This is a genomic window from Nitrospirota bacterium (genome assembly GCA_035873375.1).
Classification (GTDB): domain Bacteria; phylum Nitrospirota; class Thermodesulfovibrionia; order Thermodesulfovibrionales; family JdFR-85; genus BMS3Bbin07.
Map to the genome: position 1 here is coordinate 44,373 of JAYWMQ010000058.1, position 26,610 is coordinate 70,982.

The 26,610-nt window shown below is 47.6% G+C and carries 21 protein-coding genes; 2 read left to right on the forward strand and 19 right to left on the reverse strand.

Annotated features, from left to right (window positions below; all coding sequences use genetic code 11):
- Positions 1 to 63 precede the first annotated feature (63 nt).
- From VST71_12335 to VST71_12395, 13 genes are all read right to left on the reverse strand, one after another.
- Positions 64 to 3,915: a PilC/PilY family type IV pilus protein gene (locus tag VST71_12335; protein ID MEC4686506.1), complete on the reverse strand. Its 3,852-nt coding sequence runs from the start codon at positions 3,913 to 3,915 to the stop codon at positions 64 to 66.
- A 1-nt stretch (position 3,916) separates the two neighbouring features.
- Positions 3,917 to 4,201: a hypothetical protein gene (locus tag VST71_12340; protein MEC4686507.1), complete on the reverse strand. Its 285-nt coding sequence runs from the start codon at positions 4,199 to 4,201 to the stop codon at positions 3,917 to 3,919.
- A gap of 18 nt (positions 4,202 to 4,219) precedes the next feature.
- Entirely contained in the window at positions 4,220 to 4,765 is a 546-nt protein-coding gene (locus tag VST71_12345) for a PilX N-terminal domain-containing pilus assembly protein (GenBank protein ID MEC4686508.1), read from the reverse strand.
- Entirely contained in the window at positions 4,765 to 5,682 is a 918-nt protein-coding gene (locus VST71_12350) for a prepilin-type N-terminal cleavage/methylation domain-containing protein (GenBank protein MEC4686509.1), read from the reverse strand. The genes VST71_12345 and VST71_12350 overlap by 1 nt, the downstream gene beginning before the upstream one ends.
- A complete protein-coding gene (gene pilV / locus VST71_12355; protein MEC4686510.1) occupies positions 5,663 to 6,247 on the reverse strand; it encodes a type IV pilus modification protein PilV in 585 nt (194 codons plus the stop codon). The genes VST71_12350 and pilV overlap by 20 nt, the downstream gene beginning before the upstream one ends.
- 216 nt (positions 6,248 to 6,463) lie before the next feature.
- Positions 6,464 to 10,402, reverse strand: coding sequence for a PilC/PilY family type IV pilus protein (locus VST71_12360; protein MEC4686511.1), 3,939 nt, complete (start codon positions 10,400 to 10,402; stop codon positions 6,464 to 6,466).
- A gap of 362 nt (positions 10,403 to 10,764) precedes the next feature.
- Positions 10,765 to 11,514, reverse strand: coding sequence for an Ig domain-containing protein (locus tag VST71_12365; protein ID MEC4686512.1), 750 nt, complete (start codon positions 11,512 to 11,514; stop codon positions 10,765 to 10,767).
- Between the two features lie 378 nt (positions 11,515 to 11,892).
- The gene (locus VST71_12370) at positions 11,893 to 15,867 is read right to left on the reverse strand and encodes a PilC/PilY family type IV pilus protein (protein MEC4686513.1); all 3,975 of its coding nucleotides are present in this window, start codon (positions 15,865 to 15,867) and stop codon (positions 11,893 to 11,895) included.
- Positions 15,868 to 15,882: 15 nt separating this feature from the next.
- Positions 15,883 to 16,458: a PilX N-terminal domain-containing pilus assembly protein gene (locus tag VST71_12375; GenBank protein ID MEC4686514.1), complete on the reverse strand. Its 576-nt coding sequence runs from the start codon at positions 16,456 to 16,458 to the stop codon at positions 15,883 to 15,885.
- Positions 16,459 to 16,511: 53 nt separating this feature from the next.
- Positions 16,512 to 17,492 carry a prepilin-type N-terminal cleavage/methylation domain-containing protein gene (locus VST71_12380; protein ID MEC4686515.1) on the reverse strand — a complete coding sequence of 327 codons (981 nt, stop codon included), beginning with the start codon at positions 17,490 to 17,492 and terminating at the stop codon, positions 16,512 to 16,514.
- A complete protein-coding gene (locus VST71_12385) occupies positions 17,489 to 18,043 on the reverse strand; it encodes a prepilin-type N-terminal cleavage/methylation domain-containing protein (protein ID MEC4686516.1) in 555 nt (184 codons plus the stop codon). The genes VST71_12380 and VST71_12385 overlap by 4 nt, the downstream gene beginning before the upstream one ends.
- A complete protein-coding gene (locus VST71_12390) occupies positions 18,040 to 18,768 on the reverse strand; it encodes a prepilin-type N-terminal cleavage/methylation domain-containing protein (protein MEC4686517.1) in 729 nt (242 codons plus the stop codon). The genes VST71_12385 and VST71_12390 overlap by 4 nt, the downstream gene beginning before the upstream one ends.
- A 232-nt stretch (positions 18,769 to 19,000) precedes the next feature.
- Positions 19,001 to 19,150, reverse strand: coding sequence for a hypothetical protein (locus tag VST71_12395; GenBank protein MEC4686518.1), 150 nt, complete (start codon positions 19,148 to 19,150; stop codon positions 19,001 to 19,003).
- A 177-nt stretch (positions 19,151 to 19,327) separates the two neighbouring features.
- Here VST71_12395 and VST71_12400 point away from each other — a divergent pair, with 177 nt between their 5' ends.
- Positions 19,328 to 20,566: a cation:proton antiporter gene (locus tag VST71_12400; protein ID MEC4686519.1), complete on the forward strand. Its 1,239-nt coding sequence runs from the start codon at positions 19,328 to 19,330 to the stop codon at positions 20,564 to 20,566.
- Complete coding sequence (locus VST71_12405) at positions 20,566 to 21,012, forward strand: CBS domain-containing protein (protein ID MEC4686520.1); 447 nt, start codon at positions 20,566 to 20,568, stop codon at positions 21,010 to 21,012. Before VST71_12400 ends, VST71_12405 begins: the two co-directional genes overlap by 1 nt.
- Before the next feature lie 16 nt (positions 21,013 to 21,028).
- On the opposite strand, the gene VST71_12410 is transcribed toward VST71_12405, so the two are convergent.
- From VST71_12410 to thrC (VST71_12435), 6 genes are all read right to left on the reverse strand, one after another.
- On the reverse strand, positions 21,029 to 22,249 hold the full coding sequence (locus tag VST71_12410) for an aspartate kinase (GenBank protein MEC4686521.1): 1,221 nt from the start codon (positions 22,247 to 22,249) through the stop codon (positions 21,029 to 21,031).
- 150 nt (positions 22,250 to 22,399) lie between these two features.
- Positions 22,400 to 23,611, reverse strand: coding sequence for a cofactor-independent phosphoglycerate mutase (locus tag VST71_12415; protein MEC4686522.1), 1,212 nt, complete (start codon positions 23,609 to 23,611; stop codon positions 22,400 to 22,402).
- Positions 23,612 to 23,622: 11 nt separating this feature from the next.
- Positions 23,623 to 24,696, reverse strand: coding sequence for a threonine synthase (gene thrC, locus VST71_12420; GenBank protein ID MEC4686523.1), 1,074 nt, complete (start codon positions 24,694 to 24,696; stop codon positions 23,623 to 23,625).
- A gap of 137 nt (positions 24,697 to 24,833) precedes the next feature.
- On the reverse strand, positions 24,834 to 25,070 hold the full coding sequence (locus VST71_12425; protein ID MEC4686524.1) for an NIL domain-containing protein: 237 nt from the start codon (positions 25,068 to 25,070) through the stop codon (positions 24,834 to 24,836).
- Positions 25,067 to 25,351: a MoaD/ThiS family protein gene (locus tag VST71_12430; protein MEC4686525.1), complete on the reverse strand. Its 285-nt coding sequence runs from the start codon at positions 25,349 to 25,351 to the stop codon at positions 25,067 to 25,069. Before VST71_12430 ends, VST71_12425 begins: the two co-directional genes overlap by 4 nt.
- Before the next feature lie 26 nt (positions 25,352 to 25,377).
- On the reverse strand, positions 25,378 to 26,607 hold the full coding sequence (gene thrC / locus VST71_12435; protein MEC4686526.1) for a threonine synthase: 1,230 nt from the start codon (positions 26,605 to 26,607) through the stop codon (positions 25,378 to 25,380).
- Between the last annotated feature and the right edge of the window lie 3 nt (positions 26,608 to 26,610).

Genomic DNA, 26,610 nt, shown 5'->3' on the forward strand with positions numbered 1-26,610 from the left:
CCCTCCCCCCTATGAAGGGAGGGGTTTTATAAGGAGGAGGTTTGGGGTTGAAGCCACTTTATGCTACCGAATTCCGCCTCTTTTGAAGCGCTGTATATAGTTGTAAGGCTTAATCGGAGCGTCAAGTTCAAACTCTTTAATCTCGCCTGTTGACGTCTGTGCAAAACCTTTAATGGTACCTTTTTTGGTTATCATTCCAACTATGCTCGACGGTGCGCCCCTGCCTATGTCCTTTCTCCTGTCAACAGTGGGCTTGCCGGTTCCCTTGTCTTCCACAAATACATGACTTCTGAAGGCGGTTCCTGTCTCATAATATACAACGTAAACATTGCTCTCTCCTTCAGGAGAACACAGATTGGTGTCAGGCAGGTAAGTTGCCCAGGCAACGAGACCTCCCATGACCAGGGGTTTTACAAAGTTCCTCTCTCCGGAGATCGGGAAGTCTATATACCACCCATCGGATGAGTTAATTTTACTGATTAGTTCCGTCCAGTTGGAAGCACCTGAAACCCCTGCTATGGTGCCGCCTCCTACAGAGACAACAGCACTGCTTACATTGAGCAGGTTTCCCAGGGAGACAGTATCGGTACATGAGTAATTGTCGGAGATCCAGGGTTTACAGATGTCCTTTATTCCGTAAAAAGCCTGCTGGTCGGTGTTTTCCTTGTCTGACTGGTCAAGGAATTTGCCGGTGCCGAAGAATACCCACAGGTTGCCGTCTCCATCCAGTGATGCAGAGGGTGAAGCTGTCACAGGTCTACCCGGGTTATAAAGTGTTGAGAGGTTCCAGGTAGCGGGATCCGAGCTATTTTGTGTTACCAGCCTTAACATCTTCCCCTGCCACGCGTTTCCCTGTTCATATGCCGTGCCGATATAAACCACGTCGGAAGTTTGATCGTTGTTTACATCTACTGAAATGGCGTCTGCCATAAAGGAATTGTTATTCCCTGAAGGGATTTTTTTCCAGTAGTTGTTTGAGAGATTCCAGTCGGAAACCACGCCGTATGTCCCTGTTAAATCAAGGATATAGACTGAGCCTTTGGTGCTGCGGGAACATTTGACATTTGTTGTCGGCCCCGAGCCGAAGACGGTGAACCATTTATCAGCGCCTACTTTCACGATAGCGGGATAGACGGAAGTAAAGCCGAGGTTGTCATCGGTGAACGTCCACAGGAGCGTTGGTTCCTTTTCAGGGTCAGTGATATCCAGCGCAAAATATGTTGACCTGAAGGTCCTGTTTTCCGTGCCTGATCCAAAATCGTCTGTTACACATATAGGCTTGCCTCCATATCGCATTCCGCCTATAAGGATTGTACCCCATCCGCCGGGATGGGCATCGTCAGTAGGGTCAAAAATCCTGACATCGGCAATCCTTGGTTTCAGATCCACGTAATAGACATGAGTATAGTCAGGATCAGTGAGCCACTTTAGCTGGGGCAGCAGGTCCCTTGGGATAAATGACCATAGTTCTTCGCCAAGATTGTAAGTGCCTGATGAGCATTCCGAATCGCTGATGATTCCGTCGCTGTTGCCGTCACCACCAATACAGAATTTATTGATATTCTCACCGGCGTCGTTTTGCAGGTCATAAAACCCTCCGTTAAACGCATGGAGCATACCGTCATTGGCACCTGCATAGACAACCGTCCTCCGGTTATAGTATTTATTCCTGAATGCTGCATATGTATTGTCATAAATATAAAACTTCTCGTTGGGCCGTGCCACACTTGTAGGTGTAGAATAGATTATATCCCCTAACTTCCACGTTGCGGTGTTCCCGTCAATGGTGCGTGTCCGTGACCTGTATCCGTCAGGATGGCCGGAGTCGGTTACGCCGTTGAGGTCGTCTCCACGTATCCAGTTGATAATATTTTCTGCCTCTGTGTTGTCTGCCGCCCTCAGGAACGGCCTTAGGGTGGAGGCGTTGGATGCAGAGAAGCCGTTTGTAAGGAGTGTTGAGCCGTCCTCTGTGGTGTAGATTTTCCTGTCAGCAGGGTCTCTTTCAAAGAGAAGCATTCCCGCCTCCCACAACGGGGTTATATCATTAAACTCTATAGAGTCAACTTTCAGGTCGTTGGTGCAGGTATCGGTATTGATCCTGCCGTCACCATCCGAGTCAATGCAGTCAAAAAAGCCGTTTTCATCTGCATCGCTAAACCGGTCTACCATAACCTTCTTTTCTGTCTCATTAAACCATGTCCGTATTATTAAATCTGTTCCGAGATCAAGGCTCTTGTTTCCATTCGTATCTTCTCTCAGATTTCCATAAGCATCAATCGATAACCCCTGTAGATAGCCAAGCCACTTTACCTCATTGAGTCCCTCCATCTTTGATGGATAGAAATAAGCCTGGTAAACCGCACCTTCACCTTCGCCTGTTGTTGTAAGCACGCTTACCGCAGTTCCTGAAAGGACGCGGCTAAGTATACCGGTGAGTGCATTAATAAGGGCATTTTCAAGGGCATATCCTTCCTGGGCCTCAAAATAATTGTCAGGGTCTCCATCTCCGTTTTTGTCATACTCCTCGGGAATATCCGGGAGGAAGTTTCCGTTCAGGTCTTCGAACCCGCCGTTTTTTGCCGCCTGTTTCAGAAGCTGGCGGCCGTCAGGGGATCCCCCGCTGAAGGCTGCATATACGAAATATGATGTAATATACTGGTCTCCTTCCAGGTCGGGTCTCAGATCCCTGTACTTACCGTTTGAGACATCAGTACGGCCCCAGAGGGCAATGTCGTCTATGTAGTGTGAACCCTTTGATGACCAGAAATAATCCGGCCCGGCCCACGGGGGTACCGGGGCTGATCCGTCTGTATAGTCCGGATAATATCCCTCTATTCCTGATGGTAACATCAAGTCATATGTCGGCTCTCCATCTGTAATAACAAGGACAAAACTCTTTGCACACCAGACATAATCTGCCTGTGCACCTGTTCCCGTGCCAAAATTAAACGGGTCTGCAGTAGCGCCCACTCTGTATGACTTGCTGTTGGATGTATAATATCTCGGGCCGGTATCACCGGTTGTGCTGTCCTGGGCAAAATACCCTGTTGCGGTCCAGAGCGCCTCGGCCAAGGGCGTCCATGTGCTTGGACGCTCATTCTCTATGGCAGTGATCATGCTGCTTGGAAGACCGTCATCGATCTCGGTCTTTATGCGTCCGCCCTGCGAGGTGTTAAAGAACTCAAGTCCCCACCTCACCTTGTCCTGCAGTGTTTGTAAAACCCCGAGGGGCTCGTCGGACAGATGTACCTTGACATTAAATACATAGCCGTTAGTGACCAGTTTACTGTAAGAGCAATCTCCGTCGGAGGGGCCGACCCCGAATTTTGAAACACTGCTTGACCCCCGGTTGAACCTGAAACATCTCTCCCCGCCGTAGGGAGTATAATCCCCGGCATCGCTGTACCGTTTCAGGTATCCCCTGCCATCATAATCAGCCTGTTCACTAAAGAGGTCGTGGGGGTTTCCCTGTCCTGACCTTGAAACGGCCTTTCCCCCTACAAGAACCTTTCTGGCAATATCGACTCTTCTCATTGTGAGCCAGTTCAGGAAATTACCGTCCCACTCACTTGATGTCTTTACACGGTCTGATTTGTTTCCTGTCTCATCGAACCTTGAGTTTTGATACGTGTACCATTTTTCAGGATTGAAATAACCGTAATAGGCTGTTCCCGGGACGAAACCTTCGCTGACATCAGAGCCGTTGAAGTCATAGGCAAAGAAGAACATGGAGCCGGAGTTGTCGAGCAGGATAAGCACGTTGGGTTTCACAACACTTCCAATAAACGGCGGATAGGAAGTGTAGTCGCCAGGGGTCGGGACAGTGCAGGATGCTGAGAATGCCTGCCCCTGAAAAACCATAAGGCTCATTATCGAGACTGAAATCGCAAGCCATATTTTATTTAAATATTTCATGTCAGTTCCTCACAACCATTGCCTTAATTTCTGCGGCACATGTATCTTTTAAAGTGACCGTTACTGTTTCAACAGCAATCAGGCCATCCGTACTTGCCTCTTCCTCCGCATCAATGGATTCGGATATTTTGTAATCGTCGCAGAGTTCGATCTTTTTACCATCTACAACTATAAAATCCTTTCCATATCCTGACAGATTGCCTGTTATGGTCTCCTCTCCCATGGCAGGGGAGAAGGTTATAAACAGGATTAAAAACATGGTTGTTATCACGAGTAATTTTTTCATGGTCCCTCCTCTTGGATGTTAATCACACCAACCTACGAGGAAATACACTGCACCGACTCTGGTTTCAGAGCCTGATGCTCCCCTGCTTGTTGCGTTAATTATGTAGTTCTTTCTTACAATCGGTGGTCCCCCTTCTTCGAGTGCATAACCAGGACCTGGGTCACCAGCACTGACATAATCAACATCAACACTGACATTATTATTGCCTCCTATACTAACCGGAAAATTTTCAGTGTCGGGATTCAGTTGAGATACGCAGTTTCTTTCAGCCCTTAAGTCCTGCATTCTGTCACTCAGCTCAGCCTGTGGAATATCTGTGAATTCAAGATTATCGGTATTTCTCAATATCGGCTCAGTCAGCTCTATCCCTGAATCAGCAGCAGAGAGGCCAATCTCCCTGAGCCTCGTGTTCCCTGCAATCATGACTTCTGTCGTGGATGTCGAGATTGCCAGAATCCCGATAGCTGTTAAAGCCAGTAGGGAAAGAAGGGAGATGATCAGGATGAACCCATCTGCTCCCTTAAATGTATCACTTGAGGTTATGTTCCTCTGTCTATTTTTCATTACAGGTTCCTCACAGCAACTTCCATCTGCCACCATCTCCTTCTCAGAGCGTCATTGGTGGCAGGCAGGTTACGGTTTTCTATTGTTTGGGGCGGGTTGCCCAGTCCCTGAAAATTCGGGTCAGGCCGTGCTGTTGATGCAAGGATATTTACCCTGACCGTATTACTATTCACCAAAGCAAATTGCAGATCTTCAATGTTTTGAGCAATTATATCAATGTCAGGGTCAGGATCGTTTAATCTCCTGACCCTCTGTAATTCGTTTCCGACTACCCGATAGGTGTAGTCCTCAATCAGGTAAACAGGCACTCCCTCGCCGTCGTCACAGTTGCCGTTAGCGTTTAAGTCAGTATACAACGGGAAGGATTCGCCTACACGGTCCTGTAATTGTATCCTGAACTCTGCACCGCCACCTGAAGTAACTATTCCGTACCTGATACCTGCTATACTGATGTTCCTCTTGTCAGTGGTGTTTATATTATCCAGCCCCTCACTGCCTTCAGGCGGTACGAGTCTGAGGGTGGTATCATCCGGGCTTATGGCATTACCATTGCCATTGCTGCATAAGGTCCCGGCTTTTCTGAAGGCTCCTATCAAGGTAATCTGATCAGGGGCGCTGGCATTATCTGTAAGGGTAAGCACCTGTGTGAAGCCGTTTATGTTGAATGCCCCGTTTTCCAGCAGGCCAAAGCCTGTCTCTCTGAGGTCGTTGGCAATTATGTTGAGAGATATCCTGGATGTAGAGTTCAACTCAGTGACCTGGTCCTGTGCAGTAAAGGAACGCTGCTGGGATATATATGACGAATATATAGCGCCTGTTATTATCAGGCTGATGACTATAACGACCAGCAGTTCAACAAGTGAATAGCCGTTTTGTCCCGTGCACTCAGATTGTTTTTTATGGTGTTGCTGTTTCATCCCATTTAACTCCATTTAGTGTGACTGTATGATTGCTGCCGTTTTTGTCGGTCCAGCATACCCTGACTGCAAGTGCCTTTACATTGTTCATCCCGGCACCGCCGGCACACGCGCCCGGAGGGGCAGGGGTACAGAGAAGTGCAGTGGGAATCGGGTCGTTTATGTCCACGCTCCTGCAATCATCCTCAACCCACCATATCCTGGTAAAAGTCATTCCTCCTGCTCTTGTTACAGGGTCGTAGTCAGCGTCTCCTGAACCTACAGGGTTCTGCAGGATTGTGTCGTCTTCCGGTGTCGGATGAGTGCCGGCCACAAATATGCTGTTGACGGTACCTGTATCGTCTCTGACAGGAGTAGACCGCATCTTTTCCAATAATTCCTGGCCCAATTCCGATGCAATCTGTGTCTCTCTTCCGAATGCATTGCCTGCCACTGCCATATACTGCATCATGGCAACGCTTGTCAGGCCGACTGTCAGGATTACAATCGCCACAAGGACCTCAATAAGGGTAACCCCTTTTTTGTTTGTGATTGGTGATGAATATGAATTAAATTGTTTTTCCATCGTTTTCTCTATATGCGTGTGAGCTATGTTTACAGTAGGCGGAGTTGCAAAATCAATACCAAAATAAATTTACTTGTTTTTCGGGGGGTTTGTTGTTGCAGCAAAAAGAATTATGGAATCTGATTCATAGTTTGTGTAAACGGTTGTCAGGAGGAGAATGACAGGTCGTTCAGTCATTCTCCTCCTTTTCCCCGTCTTCCCGGATATGGATTAAGCTTATTTTTCCTGACAGGTACCTGTTTTAAAGCCTACGATACCGCTCTGTAATGAAAAGGGCGCTTTTATTTCGATTCCAGGGATATTTCCCAATGAGGTCTGGGCAAGCGCTTTGAGTGAACCACCCCTTGTAACCATTGCGCTGACACTTGCAAAACCCTCTCCGAGTTGTTGTTCCCTTCCAACAGTGGCAGGTTCAGTCGCTATCTCGTCTGTAAAGACATAGTCCTTATAGGCTGTGCCTGTTTCGTAATAGACGGCCCAGAGGTATCCATTTCCCTGGCTATCACTGCAGAGGTCTTCTTCCGGTATGTATGAGGTGAAGATGACGAGGCCTCCGAGTACAACAGGTTTTGCGAATGAACGCTCACCTTTGAGACTTTCATGTCCCGCAACAGAGGGGAAGTTTATGACCCAGCCGTTCTTCGTGTTTATAGCATGTAAGAGGTCACACCATTCAATAGCGGTTGTATCACCACACGTACTGCCTGAAATTGTTGTCCCAGTTGCAGTGATATTTGTAGCGCCAACATCGACTGTTACACCGGATACATCAAGGAGGTTTGTTTCTGAGACAGCAGCGGTGCAAGCGTAATCCTTCCAGGGCTGGCATATCTCTTTTATGCCGTAAAATGCCTGGGCATCATTGCTTAACTTGTCATCGGAGCCAATGAACTTGCCGGCTCCGAAAAAGACCCACATATTTCCTTTTTTATCGAGTGCTACGGATGGCGCGGATGTTATCGGCTTATAACCGGAGGTGGAGATAAGGGTTGAAAGTTTCCACTCATTGAAGACATCGGTGCTGTTCTTTGTAACAAGCCTGTACATGTTGCCGCTGAGCTGATTATATCCCGTCCCTGCATCATAAGCCTCTCCTATATATCCAACATCGACCTTGTAATCAAGGTTGACGTCAACGGTGATGGGGTCTGTCATAAAGGCATTGCCGACACCTGTGTCAAAGGACTTCAAAAGGCTGCCGGTCTTAAGATCAACTACAAAGACCTTGCCTGTCTGGTCACTGCTTACATTGGAGCCTGCATCAAACTCAGTGGGGCCGGAGCCGACAATCATGACCCACAGATCTTTAGTATCGGTATTCACCCTTGCAACTGCCGGGTATGACATGGTAAGCCCGAGTCCCAGATCAGGGACACCATCAGCGTCTGAATCCTGGTCTGTAAAAGTCCAGAGGAGTTTTGGAGGGACCTCGGGGTTAGTTATATCAAGGGCAAAGTAGGCAGAGTAAAATGTTTCGTTGGTTCCGTTAATATCAGCGCTGATTTGTTTGCCCCCGAGTCTCATCCCTCCTATGAGTATGGTACCCCATCCAGAAGGATGTAATACATTAGACTGTCCATTAATGCAGTCTGCACTGGAATTGGTAGCATCGCAGAATATCCGGATATCGGTAACCTTGGGCTTCAGATCAACATAGTAGACATGGGTGTAGTTGGGATTTGTAAGCCATTTAAGGTGAGGAAGTAGCTGTTTTGGTATAAATCCCCAGAGTTCATCCCCGAGGGCGAGTTCCTTGCCGATAGGAGGGTATGTCCCGCCGTTTTCGTACTGGCCGGTAGCTGCGTTGTATTTGCCTCCGTTAAAGGCATGGAGCATTCCGTCATTGGCGCCGACATAGACAACATTCCTCCTGTCTTTATATGTTCGATAAAAGCCTGTGTAAGAGATGTCCCTGTAAAGCCTGTCGTAGTTTTCGCCGGGCAAGCCGACAGGTGTCGGTGATGAGTAAATGATGTCCCCTAATTTCCAGACCTTTCCGTTAATAGTCCTTGGCCTGTATCCGGGTATATCTTCGCCCTGAATGTATTTGATTATATTTGTGGCCTCTGCACTGTTTGCTGCTCTGAGATAATCATCCAGGCCATTGCCGTCCTTGAACTCAATGAGGCTCAATCCGTCTGTAGTGGTGTATATTAAACGGGGCAGGGTTGAAAGTTCCCTTTCCCGGAGTTTCTCCCCGGCCTCCCATAACGGGGTGTCCGAAACATTGCCATCAGTATCCACCTCCAATGCCTGCAAATAACCTATCCAGTCCCTTTTACCTTCAGGAAATGTCTTTTCAGGATAAAAATATGCCTGATAAACAATATTCCCCTCTCCGTTCCTCGAACCTGCAAGAGCGGGTGCAGTGCCTGATGCTGTTTGTTCGATAATTTTAAACAGCGCCTTTATCAGGGCTGCCTCAAGTTCATCTCCTGTTTTCGCTGCATAGAAATTGTCGTCAAAATCATCATTGTTAGTGTTGTACTCACTGGTCTGATCAGGCTCATTGTTGCTGTTCGAATCTATAAATCCGCCGTTCCTTGCCGCTCCGCCACCACCGCTTGAATAATCATTGGGAGAGGTGCCTGTACCGGAAGACCAGTTCAGTAGTCTTCTGCCATCAGGTGTGTTACTGCCAAAAGTTGCATATATAAAATAATGTGTGAGATATTGTCTTTCATTGTCAACAACGGCACTACCATCGGGATTCGTCTTATCACTGAGGTTTCTGAGGTCATTGGTATGACCATAGTAGGCAACATTGTCAATGTAATGTGATCCTTCGAGGTCCTGGTCCCAGAAATAGTTGAGAAGGGCACCGTCTACAGTGGTAGTTGTGTCTGCCCAGTCTGGTATTCCGGTTGATTTTTCATTAGCCGGACTATCGGCATAGGCTGAACCATAGCTTCTTAGTGCAGATGGAATTTCCAGGTCAGCAGTCGGTTCTCCATCTGTGATAGTAATGACAAAGCAACTGGCGCAGGGGACCCATCTTGTATCAGCAGCCGGATCAAGTGCATAGTTGAATGGATCGGTTTCATCGCTTACAGTATAGGACCCGGAAGAATTTGAAGTATATCGAGGCCCAGTACTGCCGGTGGTGCTGTCCTGAGCGAAGTATCCGGTTGCCGTCCAGAGTGATTCGGCAAGAGGTGTTGAGGGAGCTGAAGGACTGTTTGCGATGTTGTTTATTATGTCATCCTTTACTGCATCATAGTACCCAACCGGAACTACTACGGTTCCACCGTCTATCGGAATTATCGCCCCCCCACCAGAGGTGCCTGTCTCTCCCCTGCAATTACCGCCGCCGTTATCGTCAAATGTACCGTCGGTTATCAGTTCAAGACCCCATCTTACGCTGCTGCCGACTCTCTGAATTACCCCTCCGGGCTCTGAGCCCCTGTGTACAGTGACATAATGTGTAGTGGAATTAACGTTGAAATAAGCTATCGGCTCTGTTGACGTGCCTGTTGCATTATCAAAGGCGAATGTCAGGGGACAGTCACTGTAAGGTGTATAGTTTGCTGAATTGAGGTTTCCGTCTTCTGCAACACAAATTTTCTTTTCATACCCCTCAAGTTTAATGTGTGCCGCCTTTCCAATGAGGTCATGAGGGTGTCCACCGGTTATACCGGCCCTTGCCTTTGTTCTTCCGCCAATAAGTGCCTTCTTTATTATGTCGGACCGTCTCATGGTAAGCCAGTTCAGGAAGTTACCGTCCCACCACGCTGCTCCTGCAGGTTTGGAGTCACTGATTGTACTCTTATTGCCAACAGCCTCGAACTCGCTTACAGATGATGTGTACTGATACCATTTGTAAGGATCAAAGTAACCGTAATATTCTCTGTTTGGATAAAACCCTACACTTGTCGGGATAGCTGCACGTCCACCACTTGAAGTCCTTGCATTCCAGTTAAAATCATAGGCAAAGTAGTTCAGGGAAATCGAGGTGTCCAGATTGATAAGCACATTCGGCTTTATCAGCTTGCCGCCAAAGGGCGGATATGCAGTATATTGTGCAATTGAGGGAGAATCGTCTGAGAGTGCAAAGCTGGCGGAAGTGAGTATAAAGACCATAATTGTCATCAGGAAAAGGAGTTTCCTGAAAAATCTCCCTGTTATTTCCTTTCTTACATTTTCTGAAGCCTTCATTCTACCTCCTTCCTCCTGTAGTCTGTTATAAAGTCGAACAGTGTAAAATCCCCTGGTCCCCCTCTACAGAGGGGGACTCCTTAAAACCCCTTTTAAGGGGGCAGGGGGATTTCGTGTTGTCCCTTTGGTGAACTCTTAAGTTTTTTTAATGTTACTGGTTATAAAGCAATATCAATGCCTGAATTTTTTTGCTTATATTTCAGGATGTTGCAGGAAGGGTATATCCTTGGCAGAAAAAAATATGTAATCAGCTTCACAGATTGTGGAAGCAACTACCATAGAATTATCAGCAGAAAGCAGTTTAGGGGAAAGAACTGAGGTGAAAACCCCGGGTCCATTTGTAAAAAGTTGAAGATATTTGATCAGCCTGTACGTTCAAGAAAACCTATTGTGGTGCTAAAAGGCAGGATGATCTCACCGCCATGACCGTCTTTTACCGACACCGTTATGTCGTGCTCTCCTTCGTCATCAGGTGTTACCAGCCAGGTTATAACGCCGGTTTCGGGGTCGATCGTCATGCCCTCAGGAGCCTGCTTAAGGGTATAGGTGAGCGTGTCGCCGTCTGGGTCAAATGCTTTGATTTTTGCCGAGTAGACAGAGCCGTTAAATTCTGTTTCCAGTTCATCAGAGACGACCGGTGCGGAATTGGCAACACGGCTTTCAAGAATTATTGCACGGCCTCTTGTTTCGCCGTCAGATGGGGTTATTTTTACAGAGACCCTGTCGCCTCTTTTTATAAGATTGCCGTTCAATATCCCGGGGTCGTCAAGTGCCTGTTGCGGTATGATCTCACCATTTATAAACCACTCGTAATCAACGGTTACGTTATCACCGTCTCCGTCAAATGTCTTTATTTTAACGTGCAGGTCGTTCCCTTTTCGGGGTGGGCTGGGCAGGAGTGCGGCTGACTGGATCTTGGGTTGGATGTTGGCAATAACCAATGGGTCGGAAAGACATTCACCGAGGTCTTTAGTTGAGACCCTTACTCTCACCTCATCGTGCTTTCTGAGTCCGGAGTATTTGAGAACAAGGCCATTGGCCCCTGTGATCTCTGTATTGTTTACAAACCACTGGTAGCTCAGATCCCGGGGATTTGCTCCCCTTACGTACACTGTGATTGAGTTTTTCCTTGTTGCGTCCTCAGGAATTAAATTAATCGTGTAAGGACATTTTTTTTGAGGCTGTGACGCTTGTACAGCTTTTTCCTGCTCTGCATTTCCACAGGATATTATCAATAAAAGTGTTAGCGCCAGTACTATTGGTTTCATCATCAGATTTATTTTAGCACAATTTGGCCGTGTTTTCTTGATGTGCAGGAATTTGAGTAATTATTCAGACAGGATTAACAGGATATTTTTAAAAGTATTATTCTAATCTTTTACTGTTTTCTCTGCATTCTCAGCGAGCTCTGCGGTGAACTATTTCTCTTTAGTACGGTAAAACTCCCCCTTTTTCTGAAGGGGGAGTTCAATCTGTCCGTCACCCGCTACCTACTGCCTGCACTCGCCTGTCTTCCAGCCAGCGATACCGCTTGTTAAGCTAAAGGGCGTTTCTGTTTCTATCTGGAATTCTGCATCTATCGAAGTCTGGGCAAATGCCTTAAGTGAACCGCCCCTTGTAACCATGGCGCTGACATTTGCAAAACCCTCTCCGAGATCTCTTGTTCTGCTTACAGTACTCGAAGTATCGTCTGTAAAGATATAGTTTTTATAGGCTGTGCCTGTCTCGTAATAGACGGCCCAGAGGTATCCACTTCCCTGGCTATTACTGCAGAGGTCTTCTTCCGGTATGTATGAGGTGAAGATGAGAAGACCTCCAAGCACAACAGGTTTTGCGAATGAACGCTCACCTTTGAGGCTCGCGTGTCCCGGTACAGATGGGAAGTTTATAGTCCAGCCATCTGCAGCAGCAGATGCACTAATGATGCTGCTCCATGTCTGGGCATTTGTGCTGCAGTCCGTAACAGTGCCGCCTTCGCAGACATCTACTGCAGATGCATCGTAAAGATCCGCCTCTAAGACAGTAGTTGTGCACGTGTAATTTTGCCAGGGTTTGCATACATCCTTTATGCCGTAGAAGGTCTGTGCATCCGAGGTCAACTGGTCATCCGAGCCGATGAACTTGCCTGTACCGAAGAAAATCCACATGTTCCCTTTTCCATCAAGTGCAGCAGATGGTGCAGAGGTTATCACTTTATAACCTGAGGTGGAGATAAGGGTTGAGAGTTGCCACTCATTGAACACATCTGTGCTGTTCTTTGTAACAAGCCTGTACATGTTGCCACTGAGCCGGTTATATCCTGTTCCAGGATCATAAGCCTCTCCTATATATGCAACATCAACCTTGTAGTCAAGATTAACATCAACGGTGATGGGGTCTGTCATAAAGGCATTACTGGCTGTGTCAAAGGACTTCAAAAGGCTGCCAGTTTTCAGATCAACTACAAAGACCTTGCCTGTCTGGTCACTGCTTACATTGGAGCCTGCATCAAACTCGGTAGGACCTGAGCCCACGATCATGACCCAGAGGTCATCGGTATCTGATGCCTTGACTCTTGCCACTGCCGGGTATGACGTGGTAAGGCCGAGGCCCATATCCGGGATTCCATCAGAGTCTGCATCCTGATCTGTAAATGTCCAGAGGAGTTTCGGCGGAACCTCAGGGTTGGTTATATCAAGGGCAAAATAGGCCGAGAATGTCCGGTACTTATTGCCCCCCGCTGTCCACTCCATGTCTTTCCCTCCAAGTCTCATGCCGCCAATGAGTATGGTCCCCCATCCGTTGGGGTGGTCGGTATCAGGCGTAAATATCTGTACATCTGTAACCTTTGGTTTCAGGTCAACATAATAGACATGGGTGTATTTGTTGTATGTCAGCCATTTAAGGTGGGGGAGGAGCTGCTGAGGTATAAATCCCCAGAGTTCATCACCGAGGGCAGTCCCTCCTGTGATACAGTTTCCGTTCGTGTCCCTGGCTGTGGCATACGTATATTTGGCAGCGCTTGTGTCATAGCAATAGAACCCTGCGTTAAAGGCATGGAGCATGCCGTCATTGGCGCCGGCATAGACAACATTTCTCCTGCCTTTATATGTTCTGTAGAAGCTTGTGTAGGAGATGTCCTTATACCGTCTGTCATAGTTTTCCTCGGGAGTACCTACAGGTGTCGGGGATGAGTAGATAATGTCCCCGAGCTTCCATGTATTTGTCGTACCGTCAATGGTAACGGTCCTGGGCCTGTAACCGGCTTTATCCACTCCTCTTATGTAATCTATAATGTCTGCTGCTTCTGTATTATCCTCTGCCCTGAGATAGTCCTTCAGTGCGGAAGCGTTTGATGTCACAAAGCTATAATCAGTTCCATCAATTGTGGTGTAGATTACCCTGTCCCCGGCCGGTTTTTCCCATAGTTTCTTCCCGGCTTCCCATAGTGGAGTAGCGGTAACATTGCCATCTGCATCAACCTCCGATGCCTTCAGGTAACCCAGCCACTGTCTGAATGTGGAATTTCCCATCATGTCGGTAAATTCCCTTTCAGGATAGAAAGATGCCTGATAAATTATGCCGTTGCTGCCAGCACCCCTTGAGCCGGCAAAGGCTGGCGCTGAGCCTGATGCTGTCTTTGCCAGTATATCAAACAGGGCCTTCAACAGGGCTGCCTCAAGTTCGTCTCCGGTTTTCGCCTCATAAAAGGTGTCGTCATAATCATCATTGTCGGTGTTATACTCACTGGCCTGGTTTGGCACGAAATCGGTGCCTGACTCAATAAAGCCGCCGTTTCTTGCTGCCCCGCCGCCGCCACTTAAATAATCATTAGGGGGTGTGCCGGTACCGGAAGACCAGTTCAGGAGTCTTCTTGCATCAGGTTTTCCATCACCGAAGTTGGCATAGATGAAGTAGTGAGAAAGATACTGCTCCGCAGGCAGTTCAGGCTGAGTCCGCAGGTCCCTGTAAGAATTTCCGGTGTCAACATGACCCCAGAGTGCTACATTATCAACAAAGTGGGAGCCGTTTAATCTTGAATCCCAGAAGTAGTTAAGGATACTGCCCTCGGCAGTTTTGGTGCTCAGGTCTTCCCACCCTGGTAAACGGTTTGTGCCGTCGGCATAGGTGTTACCGTATCCCCTCGGGGGGGCTGGAGCCGGAAGAAAGTCTGTATCCTGGGTCGGCTCTCCGTCTGTGATGGTTATGACAAAGCTGTCACCGCAGCCCACCGGCTTAGGATCTGAAACAGTCAAGCCATAATTATAAGGATCTACAGGTATATTATCAGTTACGTCGGTTTCTAACGGATAGGAGCTTGAATAATATCGTCCCACACTATTTCCCGTAGCACTCTCCTGCCTGAAATATCCGGTTGCCGTCCAGATGGACTCTGCAAGGGGAGTCGCCGGTGTCCAGGGAACCATTTGTGCAATCGTATCCACTATTATGTCTACCTTGTTATACCCTACAGGTACCTTTATCTTTCCCCCCTTAACGTTAATGATCGAGGTTGCCCTGCCCATTCCCTGTCCCCCCATGCGCCGATAGCCGCCTGCTTCGTCCCTTCCCTTGTAATGTCCCATTCCCATGCCCTTGTTGGCTTGCCTCTCTGCCTTGGCAACAACGTCATCATCCATGAATTCAAGTCCCCACCTCACACTGTTGCCAATCCGCTGTATTACACCCAGTGGCGCTCCATCTGCTAAGTCACGATGGACAATGACCTTGAAATTATTAGTTGCGCTTTCCGTATAGGAATTGCCGATACTGAAGGCAGGAATATCGTTAAAGGAGGTATTGTTTGAGCCCATTCCACCCATTTTTATTCCCTCGTCATTGTCAAAGGTGAATACTACCGTACCAGTATAAGGCGTATAGTTTTGTGCGTTGGAGACTTTCTTCTGATATCCCACATACTTGGTATAGACATACGGGGGTTCTGCTACAATATCCTGTGCGTGAGTGTCTGAGCTGTCAGTTATTATACCGGCCCTGAGCTTTGTCTTGCCGCCGATGAGAGCCTTTTTCAGCAGGTCGGATCGTCTCATGGTCAGCCAGTTAAGGAAATTGCCGTTCCATGGGCCGCCATCACCCTTAAACTCGTCGCCACTATATGTATAGCCCTTATCAGAATCAAAGTAGCCATAGTAAGTTTTATTTGGATTATATCCGGTGCTGGGATTCGGTTCTGCAGGTCTTGGAGGCCCCCCCCCTTTTACTGTCGGGGCTGTCATTGCGTTGTAGTCAAAATTATACGCAAAGTAGTTGAGGGAAGTGGATGTATCCAGGTTTATAAGTACGTTCGGCTTTAGTATCTTGCCGCCAAAGGGCGGATATGCTGTGTATTGTCCAATTGAAGGGGAGTTGTCCGAGAGCACAAAGCCACCTGAAGTCAGGATAAAGATTGTGACTGTTATCAGGGAGACGAGGCCCCTGAAGACCTTGCCCCTTCTTTTTCCTCTTATATCTCTTAACGCTTTCATTTAACTTACCCCCTTTTATTTATCCCTGTATATTGCACATACTTCCGTCTCAGAGCCTACGTTGCCTATGCCCAGGGAGTTTATTGCATAATAGACCTCAACACTCCCTTTGCCTCCGGCGCCCTTGCCGATACCTTCATAGCCCGAGGCATATTCTATGGCCGTGCCTTTGGCATAATCCCTGTAAAGATAATCCACGTCCACGTTGACTGTTGTGTTCCCGAGTAAAAAGCTCAGGTTAGGGTCTTTTGATGCGGTATCATTGTCCACAGGCAATTCTCCCACCAGCTCGTCAATGAAATCAGGGATACCGTTTGACGGGTCTGTATCAGAGATATCCACGGTTATCTCCCCATATGGAGAGGCTATGTCTCTTTCGAAGATTGCGCTTTTAATAACAGGTATGCTGACAGATACCCCGCTGTCGGCAGCGGCAAAATTGATTTCGCTGAGCCTCTGGTTACCGGAGATCATCACATTGGTAGTGGACGTTGAAAGGGCTATCACCCCCACAGCAGTTGCCACAAGCAGCAGCAGAGTGCCCACAACAAGGGCCACGCCCTTTTCATTATTTGTTATCCTGTATCTCATCGTTTACCTCCTTTATGGTTCTTTTTCGTTATTAATCCTGTTTCCCTGTTCTATTAATTCTTCAGTGCCACTTCCATCGACCATATCCTCCTTCTGCTCCTGTCGGTGTCGGGAGTGATATTGCCTTCGAGGTCAATGCCTGTTGCATAGTACGGCTTTGTGCTCGGTTCAAGCGTCGGGTCTTCCCTTGCCGTCCTGGCCAGGAGACTTACCCTGACACGGTCTGTATTTCCATCTGCATTCTGGTCTATTTCTTCAAATTGAAGGTCTTCGATATCTGAGGCTATTGTAACTGTACCACTGGCAGTGATCACCCTCTGCAAACATATATCACCGGCTTTAGCATTATTACAGTTAGTCATCCCGTCGGCTGTCGTTAACCGGTATGTTACATCCTCTACAAGATAAACAGGTCTGTCCACAGGGAATGCCTTGTCAACAGGCCTGTCAAGGATCAGTCTTTCGGTATCTGCGCAATTTGCTGAACTGCCTGATTCTATACTTGTTATTTCAGCATAGGTTACCCCGTCTATTGATATGTATTTTTTGTCTGTGTCATTAAATTTTGTTGTACCCGTGTAACATACATCGAGATAAGGGTTGTCTGCTGCATCTGTTTGCCCAACCTCAACATTGGTCTGGCCTGCCGGCAGTCCTATAGTTGCAATATCCCTGAACCCGCCGACAAGGGTTATAATATCACTGCCATTTGGTCCGAGGGCGTCACCAAGTGTTATTGCGCTGGTGTATCCGTTTACCTGGGGCGCTTCGGCGGCAGGGTATCCGTAGCCGGCATTCCTTATGTCGTTTACGATCATGTCAAATGCTATCTTTGAAGAGCCCTGTGTTTCTGTGACCTGATCCTGGGCAATGAAGGAACGCTGCTGGACAACAAAAGCCGTATATATCCCACCCAGCACCAGGGCGGTAATCAGGAGTGCAATCATTAATTCAACGAGGCTGAACCCATGCTGCGAATTGCGGATTGCGAATCTGAAATTTTTTGTTCTGTCTTCTGTTTTCAGTTTTTTCATTCCTGCACCTTTACTCCGGATATTGTGACTGATCGGTCGGTTGTGCCTTTTTCCTTCCAGATTACAGTGACATCAATAGTCTTCATGTTTGTTGCCGGCTGGTCATCGGTAATTGTCCATGTCCTGATATAAATCAGGGGACCCCTGCCTGTATCTGCAGCCCCAAAACCCCGCTCGTCTATGATGTTGGCAGTTCCGGCAGCTACAGCAAGGAATGGGGGATTGTTATCTCCATCAAGGTCCCTGTTTATGTCGGCGGGGATTGGGTGATCCCCTGCTGTTAAGGCAGGGTCAACATTAAGTTCCGTCCATTGCAGTGTCTTGAGCTTTTCAAGCATGTCCTGACCAAGCCCTGTTGCAACAGCCATCTCCCTGCTGAAGGTATTGCCCTGAATGGAGACCACCTGCAGCAGGGCAACCCCCAGAAGTCCTATGACGAGGATTGTCAGGGCAACGAGCACCTCAACAAGGGTGAAGCCGAGTTCTCCGCCCCGGCGGGTTGCGGGTTGCGAGTTGCGAGTTGCGAGTTGCTTTTTGTTTTTTAATCTCATCTTATTTCCGTCCAGTTTGTTTCCGAGGTGTTATCTTTATCCCCATCCCATTTCCACATATTCGTAGTGCCTGAGAGATTGCTTATCCTGACACAATAACTGAATCCCCTGCCAGTCTGCTGGAAATAAACGGAACCTAACTTATCCGTGGAGCCGTCAGGGTCGAACTCTGCAGTCGGCGGTGTTCCGGAAAAAGTTATGCCGGAGACAGGGATTGATGTGCCGTTAGGGCCGATTGGGGGTGTTGTCCCTGATGAATAGCCGAAAATAATTTCAGTTCCGCAATCACTCAGGTTTACCACCCTTACACAATCCGGTACACCATCGCTGTTTGCATCAGCATCGTTATTGGGCAGCCTGTCACTGTCCGTGTCCTTGCATACACCGAATGTGTCCCCGTCATTAGTAGCACTGATGGTGGTAAGATCATTGTCTCCGTCGAAATCAAATCCTATCAAATACCTGCCCTGGGGGTTGACGGTACTATCCGGAGTCCCTGCCGGCTGAAAGACGATGAGATACTCCCTGTTCTCCTTTATCGCCATTGCCCGTGCAACCCTCATGTTCTGGATCAGATCCGTTGCGCAGGAGCGCACGTTATAATTTGATCCGAAACGCCCGATCTCCGGGGCAACCAGGGCAAGGATTACAATACCCATTATTGCTACCACAACAACGAGCTCAATTAATGTTACACCTTCAGTTTCTACAAGGTATCTCTTCATCCTCCCATCTCCCTGTTATGTTTCAACATCAATTGAGCAATTCCTTAACAGTACATTTTTATTGTGTTAGATTTTTTCCTTAATTTTTTTTAATATAGCAGCAAAAAGAGTGCCCAAAAATTTTTCTTATATTTCAAGGACTTCTATCCTAAAACAGAAAGTCACTATGTAATTTGTTTCCTATCTTGGGTGACTGACTACACAACTTGCCTATAACCTCTCGTTTATCCTTTTATATCATCGAAAAGACCTCGTTCAATGTCGCTTTAAAACCCTTCAGAACCGTGGACTCAACCTCTCCTTCTATTAACTGGTAAGGTGCACCTTCGGGAAGGAGTTTGTAATCCTTGATGTTGTGAGCTTTTTCCTTTAATGCAACCATCCCCGTCTCCTTTAACCTGAATTGCGAAAGGACATAATTATTTTTTAGTTTTACATATTATAACACAAAAAAGCTATCCGGCAGGCTGGCAAGCCGGGCATATTAATTCGCCAAAATAAGCAAGCCGGGTATATAATGTATTAAGTTCAGCATGACAGTGAGGAGAGAAGGAGGTAAATGGAATTTCCTGGTAGAGATGTCCTTGTCTGGTTCGGACTCTGCCTTGTAGCCGGATATTATGGAGGGGTGATAGCCAACAGGCTGAGGCTTCCCCGGGTGAGCGGTTATATATTTGCAGGCATAGTCATGAGCCCGTCTGTTTTTCACATTCTCCCTGAATGGTTTATGAAGAGTTCAGAGCCTGTAGTGAACTTTTCCCTTGCAATAATAACCTGTCTTATCGGCGGGAGTCTCAAGTGGAATAATATCAAGTATTTGGGTAAAAGCATCCTGACCATTACCTTTGGCGAGGCAGAGCTGGCATTTATATTAATGGTGACGGGCATATATTTTCTGCTGCCGCATCTCATGGACCTGTCGGGCTTTCAAGCCGGCTCCCCGATTATTATAGCCCTTCTCTTCGGCGCACTTGCATCACCTACAGACCCGACGGCAACCCTTGCTGTAGTACACGAATACCGTGCAAAGGGGAGGCTGACGACTACTGTGCTGGCTGTTGCCGCCCTTGACGATGCCCTTGGAATCATTAATTTCGGTATTGCCATGTCCGTAGTACTTTTTCTGATTTCTCCGGCAAGGGCAGACGTGAATATGGGGATGATGGTGCTTGAACCGCTGTTAAAGATAGTGTTCTCCGTAGGCCTTGGTTTCTTCGGGGGATGGCTGCTGAACCTTATGTTGAGGAAGGCGGAAAGACCGGGAGCAATCATAGCACTGACCACAGGCACGCTCCTTTTAACTTTCTCAATTGCCGGTGCTCTCGGTATAGACGAACTCCTGTCAACAATGTCGCTGGGTGTGCTGCTGACAAACATTTCTCCGCATGCCGAGAAGATTTTTTCGATTATTGAGACCTATATAGAGGAGGTAATATTTATTGCCTTTTTTGTTATATCAGGTGCACATGTTGATTTCTCCATACTCTTCAGTTCATGGTTGCTCGTTGTTGTCTATATAGGGATCAGATTTATCGGCAAATATACAGGAGCGATGGCCGGAGGGTTGATTTCAAAGGCCCCTGCTTCAATTACGAGAAATCTCGGGTTTGCCCTTGTTCCTCAGGGTGGTATCGTGGTGGGGCTTGCACTCATGATGTATCAGACCCCCGGGCTTGAGGATGTAGGAAATATAATACTGAATGTAACAATCGGCGCCACAGCAATACATGAAATTATTGGTCCACCCATTGCAAAGTTTTCCCTCAGGAGGGCAGGGGAACTCAAAGGAGGTCAGTGATGAAAAGGGTAGAGGATCTGCTTGGTTTGATTAAAAACATAAGGCCCATTACTGTTGACGATGATGCGACTATTGATGAAGTCGTAGAGAAGATGCTCGCTTTTCAGAGGGACAGGGCAGTGTATGTGATTGACAGGGAAGGCATACTTACCGGAATAATATCCCTTGGCGATATATCAAGGCATCTCCTCTCCGAGGGGATATATCACGGTGAAAGTCATATGCCGGGAAGGTCGATACTATCAACCTTTATGGCTGAAAAGGCTGCTGATATTATGACCCGCTCTGTTATCACAACCTTGCCGGAAGAGGAGCTGAACAATATGATTAAAAAGATGATAGACCACAGGCTGAAGGTTATCCCTGTTGTTGACGCCGGCGGAAAGCTCCTTGCCTCAATAAACCTGCTCGATATATTTGAGCTGAAGGCACAGGAGAAGATATGATTTTAAAGGGTAGCGTCTAACCTTCTTTTGAGAGTTCAAAGGCATCATGCAGCACCCTTACTGCAAGTTCCGCATACTTGGCGTCTATAACACAGGATACCTTTATCTCTGAGGTACTTATCATCTTTATATTTATTCCCTGTTCTGCAAAGGTCTCAAACATCTTTGCTGCAACCCCTGAATGTGTCTTCATGCCTACCCCGACAATGGAGACCTTGGCAATATTGTTATCCACGGATATGCCTTTTGCATTGAGGTCCTGAACCACGTCTTCGGTAATCCTTACTGCCTTCTGTACGTCAGGCCTGGGCACTGTAAAGGAGATATCGGTTGATTTTCCGTCACTGCTTACGTTCTGAACAATGATGTCAACTACAATATCTGCATCTGCAATGGATTTAAATAGCCTTGCAGCAATGCCGGGCTTGTCAGGCACACCAAGGATGGTTATTTTGGACTGATTCTTGTCATATGCGATTCCTGATACCAAAACCTTTTCCATATCTTTATCCTCCCTGACCACAAGGGTCCCAGGTTTATCTGTAAAGCTCGACCTCACCACCAAGGGGACGTCGTACTTCATGGCAAACTCCACCGAGCGCGTCTGCAAGACCTTTGCCCCGAGGCTTGCAAGCTCGATCATCTCCTCGTACGATATCTTCTCGAGCTTTCTCGCCTCAGGTACTATGCCGGGGTCAGTGGTGAATACGCCCTCAACATCAGTATATATTTCACAGAGGTCTGCACCAAGTGCAGCGGCTACAGCCACTGCCGTAAGGTCAGAGCCGCCCCTTCCAAGGGTTGTAACCTCTGCTGTTTCAGTCGTGCCCTGAAACCCTGCAATAACAGGTACGTAGCCCTCACTTATCGCCTTTTTTACCTGCGTTGCAGTAATCCTTTCAATCTTTGCCCTTGTATGGGCTGTGTCGGTAACAATGCCGACCTGCCTGCCGGTAAAAGACTTTGCCTTGATTCCGAGTTCGTTAAGTGCAATAGCAGTGAGGGCAGCGCTGATCCGTTCTCCGGAGGAAAGAAGCATATCCATCTCCCTCTCCGGTGGGGCAGGAGATATCTCGTTGGCAAAGGTGATGAGCTTGTCCGTCTCACCTGCCATTGCAGATACTACAACGACAACGTCGTTACCAGCCCTCCGTGTTCTTGCAACACGTTCTGCAACTGCCTTGATCCTTTCCGTGCTGCCCACGGACGTGCCGCCGTATTTCTGAACTATGAGCATTAAACCGAAACCTCCATAATCTTTATAAGAATAGCCGCAGATTTTCGCAGATTAACATTATAGACTTGGCCGCAGATTAACACAGATTTTTTTAGTTTTTCTCTGCGTCCTCTGCGGACTTTGCGGTGAAATATTTTTCGGTGTTTTTATTTACAACGCACCCTTGATAAAATAATCCATCAGCCTGTGTCCTTCCTCAATCACCACTATCCCGTCTCTTTCCGTGATGGATTCATCAAAGGTAACGGGGTTATCTTTGACATCGGTACTGTCATATATAACAAAAGGTACGGGGTCGGCGGTGTGCGTTCGCATCTCTACAGGGGTAGGGTGGTCGGGCATGAGGAGTATCCTGTATTGCTCAAAAGACCTTACTCCCCTCATTACGGTTCCCACCACAAGGGCATCGAAGTCCTCAATGGCCCTGATCTTGTCCCTGTAATTACCGCCGTGTCCGGCTTCATCCGGTGCTTCCACATGGATATAGACAAAGTCGTGTTTATCGAGGGCTTTTAGAGCATACTCGGCCTTTCCCATATAGTTGGTGTCAAGATACCCGGTAACTCCGGGGACCTTGAGTATCTCAAACCCTGCATAGATTCCAAGTCCCTTTGTGAGGTCAACTGCACTGACAAGTGCACCGGAGATGCCGTACTTTTCACGGAACGTTGATATATCCGGTTTCCGGCCCTGTCCCCACAGCCATATGCTGTTTGCAGGGAGCTTTCCTTCAGATACCCTTTTTTTATTAACCGGATGGCCTTCAAGGACCTCAACCGACATGGTCATAAGGTTTCTTATAATATCCTCTCCCTTGCCAACTGGAAGATACCCTGTAATCTCTTTTCCGATAATGTCATGTGGAGGCACACATTCCAGTTCATATTCACCGTTTTTCCAGACCATGAGATGTCGATAGCTCATGCCGGGGTAGAAGGTTATGGAATCATCACCAAGTTTCCGGTTTAATGCATGGATTAGTTCCCCGGCCTCTTCGGTGCTTATATGTCCTGCACTGTAGTCCTCCAATATGGCCCTGTCTCTTTTCCTGTTGTACTTCAGGGTAACAAGGTTGCATCTGAAGGCAACATCTGTGTTGTCGAGCTGAACGCCCATGCTGACTGCCTCAAGCGGGGCCCTGCCGGGGTAATACTTCGCCGGATTATAGCCGAGGATGCTCAGGTTGGCAACATCAGAGCCCGGACTGAACCCTTTTGGAATGGTTCTTACCTTTCCAGGGGTCCCTGTTCTGGCAAGTCTGTCCATGTTGGGCGTGAAAGCAACCTGAAGGGGCGTCTTTCCGCCAAGTTCCTCAATGGGCCTGTCAGCCATTCCATCACCTATGATGACAATATATTTCATGGCCTCCCTTCTTAAAATTCCAGCACGCTGTTTAAGGCATCTTCAACGGCCTTAACCGTTGCCTTTGTCCTCTTTGGTTCCTTGGCAACCCTGAAGACGGTATCCGGGTCTTTAAGACCGTTTCCTGTAAGGGTGCATACCACTGTTTCTCCACCACTGAAATAACCCTGCCTGTAAAGTTTTATAACTCCCGACAGAGAGGCTGCAGAAGCGGGTTCACAGAATATCCCCTCAGTTGAAGCTATGAGACTGTATGCATCGAGTATCTCCTCATCAGTAACTGCCTCAATCAGTCCGCCTGATTCGTCCCTTGCCTTTACAGCGAACTTCCAGCTTGCCGGATTTCCAATACGTATGGCCGTTGCAACGGTTTCCGGTCTTTCTACGGGTCTGCCAAGGACGATCGGGGCAGCCCCTGCAGCCTGAAACCCGAGCATCCCGGGAAGAGACTTGATAATTCCTTCCCTGTGGTAGTCATTGTATCCCCGCCAGTATGCAGTGATGTTTCCGGCATTTCCTACCGGCAGGGCATGGAAATCCGGGGCACTGCCAAGCTGGTCGCACACCTCATAGGCAGCACTCTTCTGTCCCTCAAGCCTGTAGGGGTTCAATGAGTTGACCATGGTTATCGGATATTTTTCCACCATCTCTTTTACTATCGTGAGAGCCCGGTCAAAGTTGTCTTCAATCTGTATGACCTCGGCACCATGAATCATGGCCTGAACAAGCTTTCCAAGGGCAATCTTGCCCTCCGGAATTATGACTATAGCCTTCAGTCCGGCCCTTGCCGCATAGGCTGCTGCAGAAGCAGATGTGTTTCCGGTAGAGGCGCATATGACAGCTTTTGAGTTGTTCTCAACTGCCTTTGATATAGCCATTGTCATTCCGCGGTCTTTGAAGGAGCCGGTGGGGTTTGCACCATCAAACTTAAAGTAAAGCTTTAGGTTTAAGCCGACTCTATCGCACAGATTAACCGCACTGATAAGCGGTGTGTTTCCTTCAAGAAGGGTTATTATGGGAGTCTTTTCAGTAACGGATAAGTATTTCCTGTATGTATGGAGAATCCCCCTCCATCTCCTGCACATTCGATCGTCCAGTTCAGATGAGCCCGGCATTCGGGGTTCGCTCTTAGGCATCGAGATAAAACCTCCTTGTCATAGTAAATAAGAATTTAATCTTTAACTCTGAGATGCAACGATACATACGGTAATGACTTCCGGTACTATTCAATAATATCTCCCTCAACAAGCTCAATCTTGACTCCTTGTTCAGTGAGGGATTGAAGACCATCGTCGAGATTCTTCTCTTCCCCTTCAAGCTCGAGAATCATCTCTCCAACTGTCTCGCTTACCCGTGCCCTTCTAATATTCGGCATTACATCAAACTTTTTAGCCATCGTAAAGAGTACGGGCTCTTTTATAAGGTGCTGTGGAAAGGTTAGTTTTACTCTCCGTTTCATGAGTTCCCCCTTCCACCTGCTATGGCAGGTACTATGGAGACCTCATCTCCATCCTTTACCTCTGTTTCTTCAGCTTTTAAAAACCTTATATCCTCTTCATTCAGATAGATATTTACAAACCTCCTGATCTTGCCGCCTTCGGAGACCCTTTCTGCCAGTCCGGGGTAACGCGAATCAAGATCCTGTATCATGTCGATTATCTTTCCCGGTTTTCCCTCCACTACTTCCTGCCCGTCGGTCAATCTCTGAAGGGGTGTCGGGATCCTTACCTTTACTGCCATAATTACCTCCTTTCGTAATTTTGGATTTACAATTTATTTAATATCTCCTCAAAGGATGCGAGATTCGGTTTTATATGATGCGGCTCGGACACCTTACCCTGGAGTGCCTCCTGAGTCTTCATACCATTACCCGTGACACAGATAACCGTTACTTCATCTTTGTCTATATATCCCTTTTCAATCAGTTTCCTTGTAACCGCCACAGTTACGCCACCTGCTGTTTCTGCAAATATCCCTTCGGTTCTGGCGAGGAGTTTTATTCCCTCAACTATCTCGTCATCCGTGACCTCTTCACCATAACCGCCGGATTCCTTTACCACCCTGCAGGCATAGAACCCGTCTGCCGGGTTTCCTATTGCAAGTGACTTTGCTACGGTATCCGGTTTTATGGGTCGTATAACATCGGTATTGTTCTTGATGGCTGTAACAATAGGATTGCAGCCCATTGCCTGAGCAGCAAATATTTTTGGGTTTGCCTCATCTAAAATCCCCACTTCCTTGAACTCCTTAAACGCCTTCCATATCTTTGTCAGAAGTGATCCGCTTGCGCATGGGACTATAACATTGTCAGGAGCTTTCCAACCCAGTTGCTCTGCAATCTCAAACCCGATGGTTTTTGAGCCTTCAGCATAAAAGGGGCGGATATTGATATTTACAAAGGCCCAGTTGTATTTGTTTGCAATCTCGCTGCAGAGCCTGTTGACATCATCGTAATTGCCATCCACAGCTATAAGGTTAGGCTTAAATACCAGTGAGGCAACGATCTTGGTGGCCTCGAGTGAGGCGGGTATGAATATAAACCTGTTGAACCCGGCCTTTGCCCCATGGGCAGAGACTGAATGGGCAAGATTGCCTGTTGAGGCACAGGCGACTGTGTCAAACCCGAACTCCTTTGCCTTTGTAAGTGCTACCGCTACGACCCTGTCCTTAAATGAGAGTGTGGGGTGTGCCACGGTGTCGTCCTTTATATAAAGCTCTTTTACACCAAAGATGCTTGCGAGGTTTTCGGCCTTTATCAGGGGGGTAAACCCCGAATTTAACCCCACCTGGGGTTCACCCTCTATCGGCATGAGTTCCTTGTATCTCCAGAGGTTTTCCGCCCTCCCTTCTATCGTTGTCCTTGAGACCGCCTTCTTTATCTCCTGATAGTCATAGACAACCTCAAGGGGCCCAAAGCAGAACTCACACACATAGATGGGCTCTATGTTATATTTTCTGCCGCATTCTCTACACTGCAGTCCTGTTACAAATCCCACTTT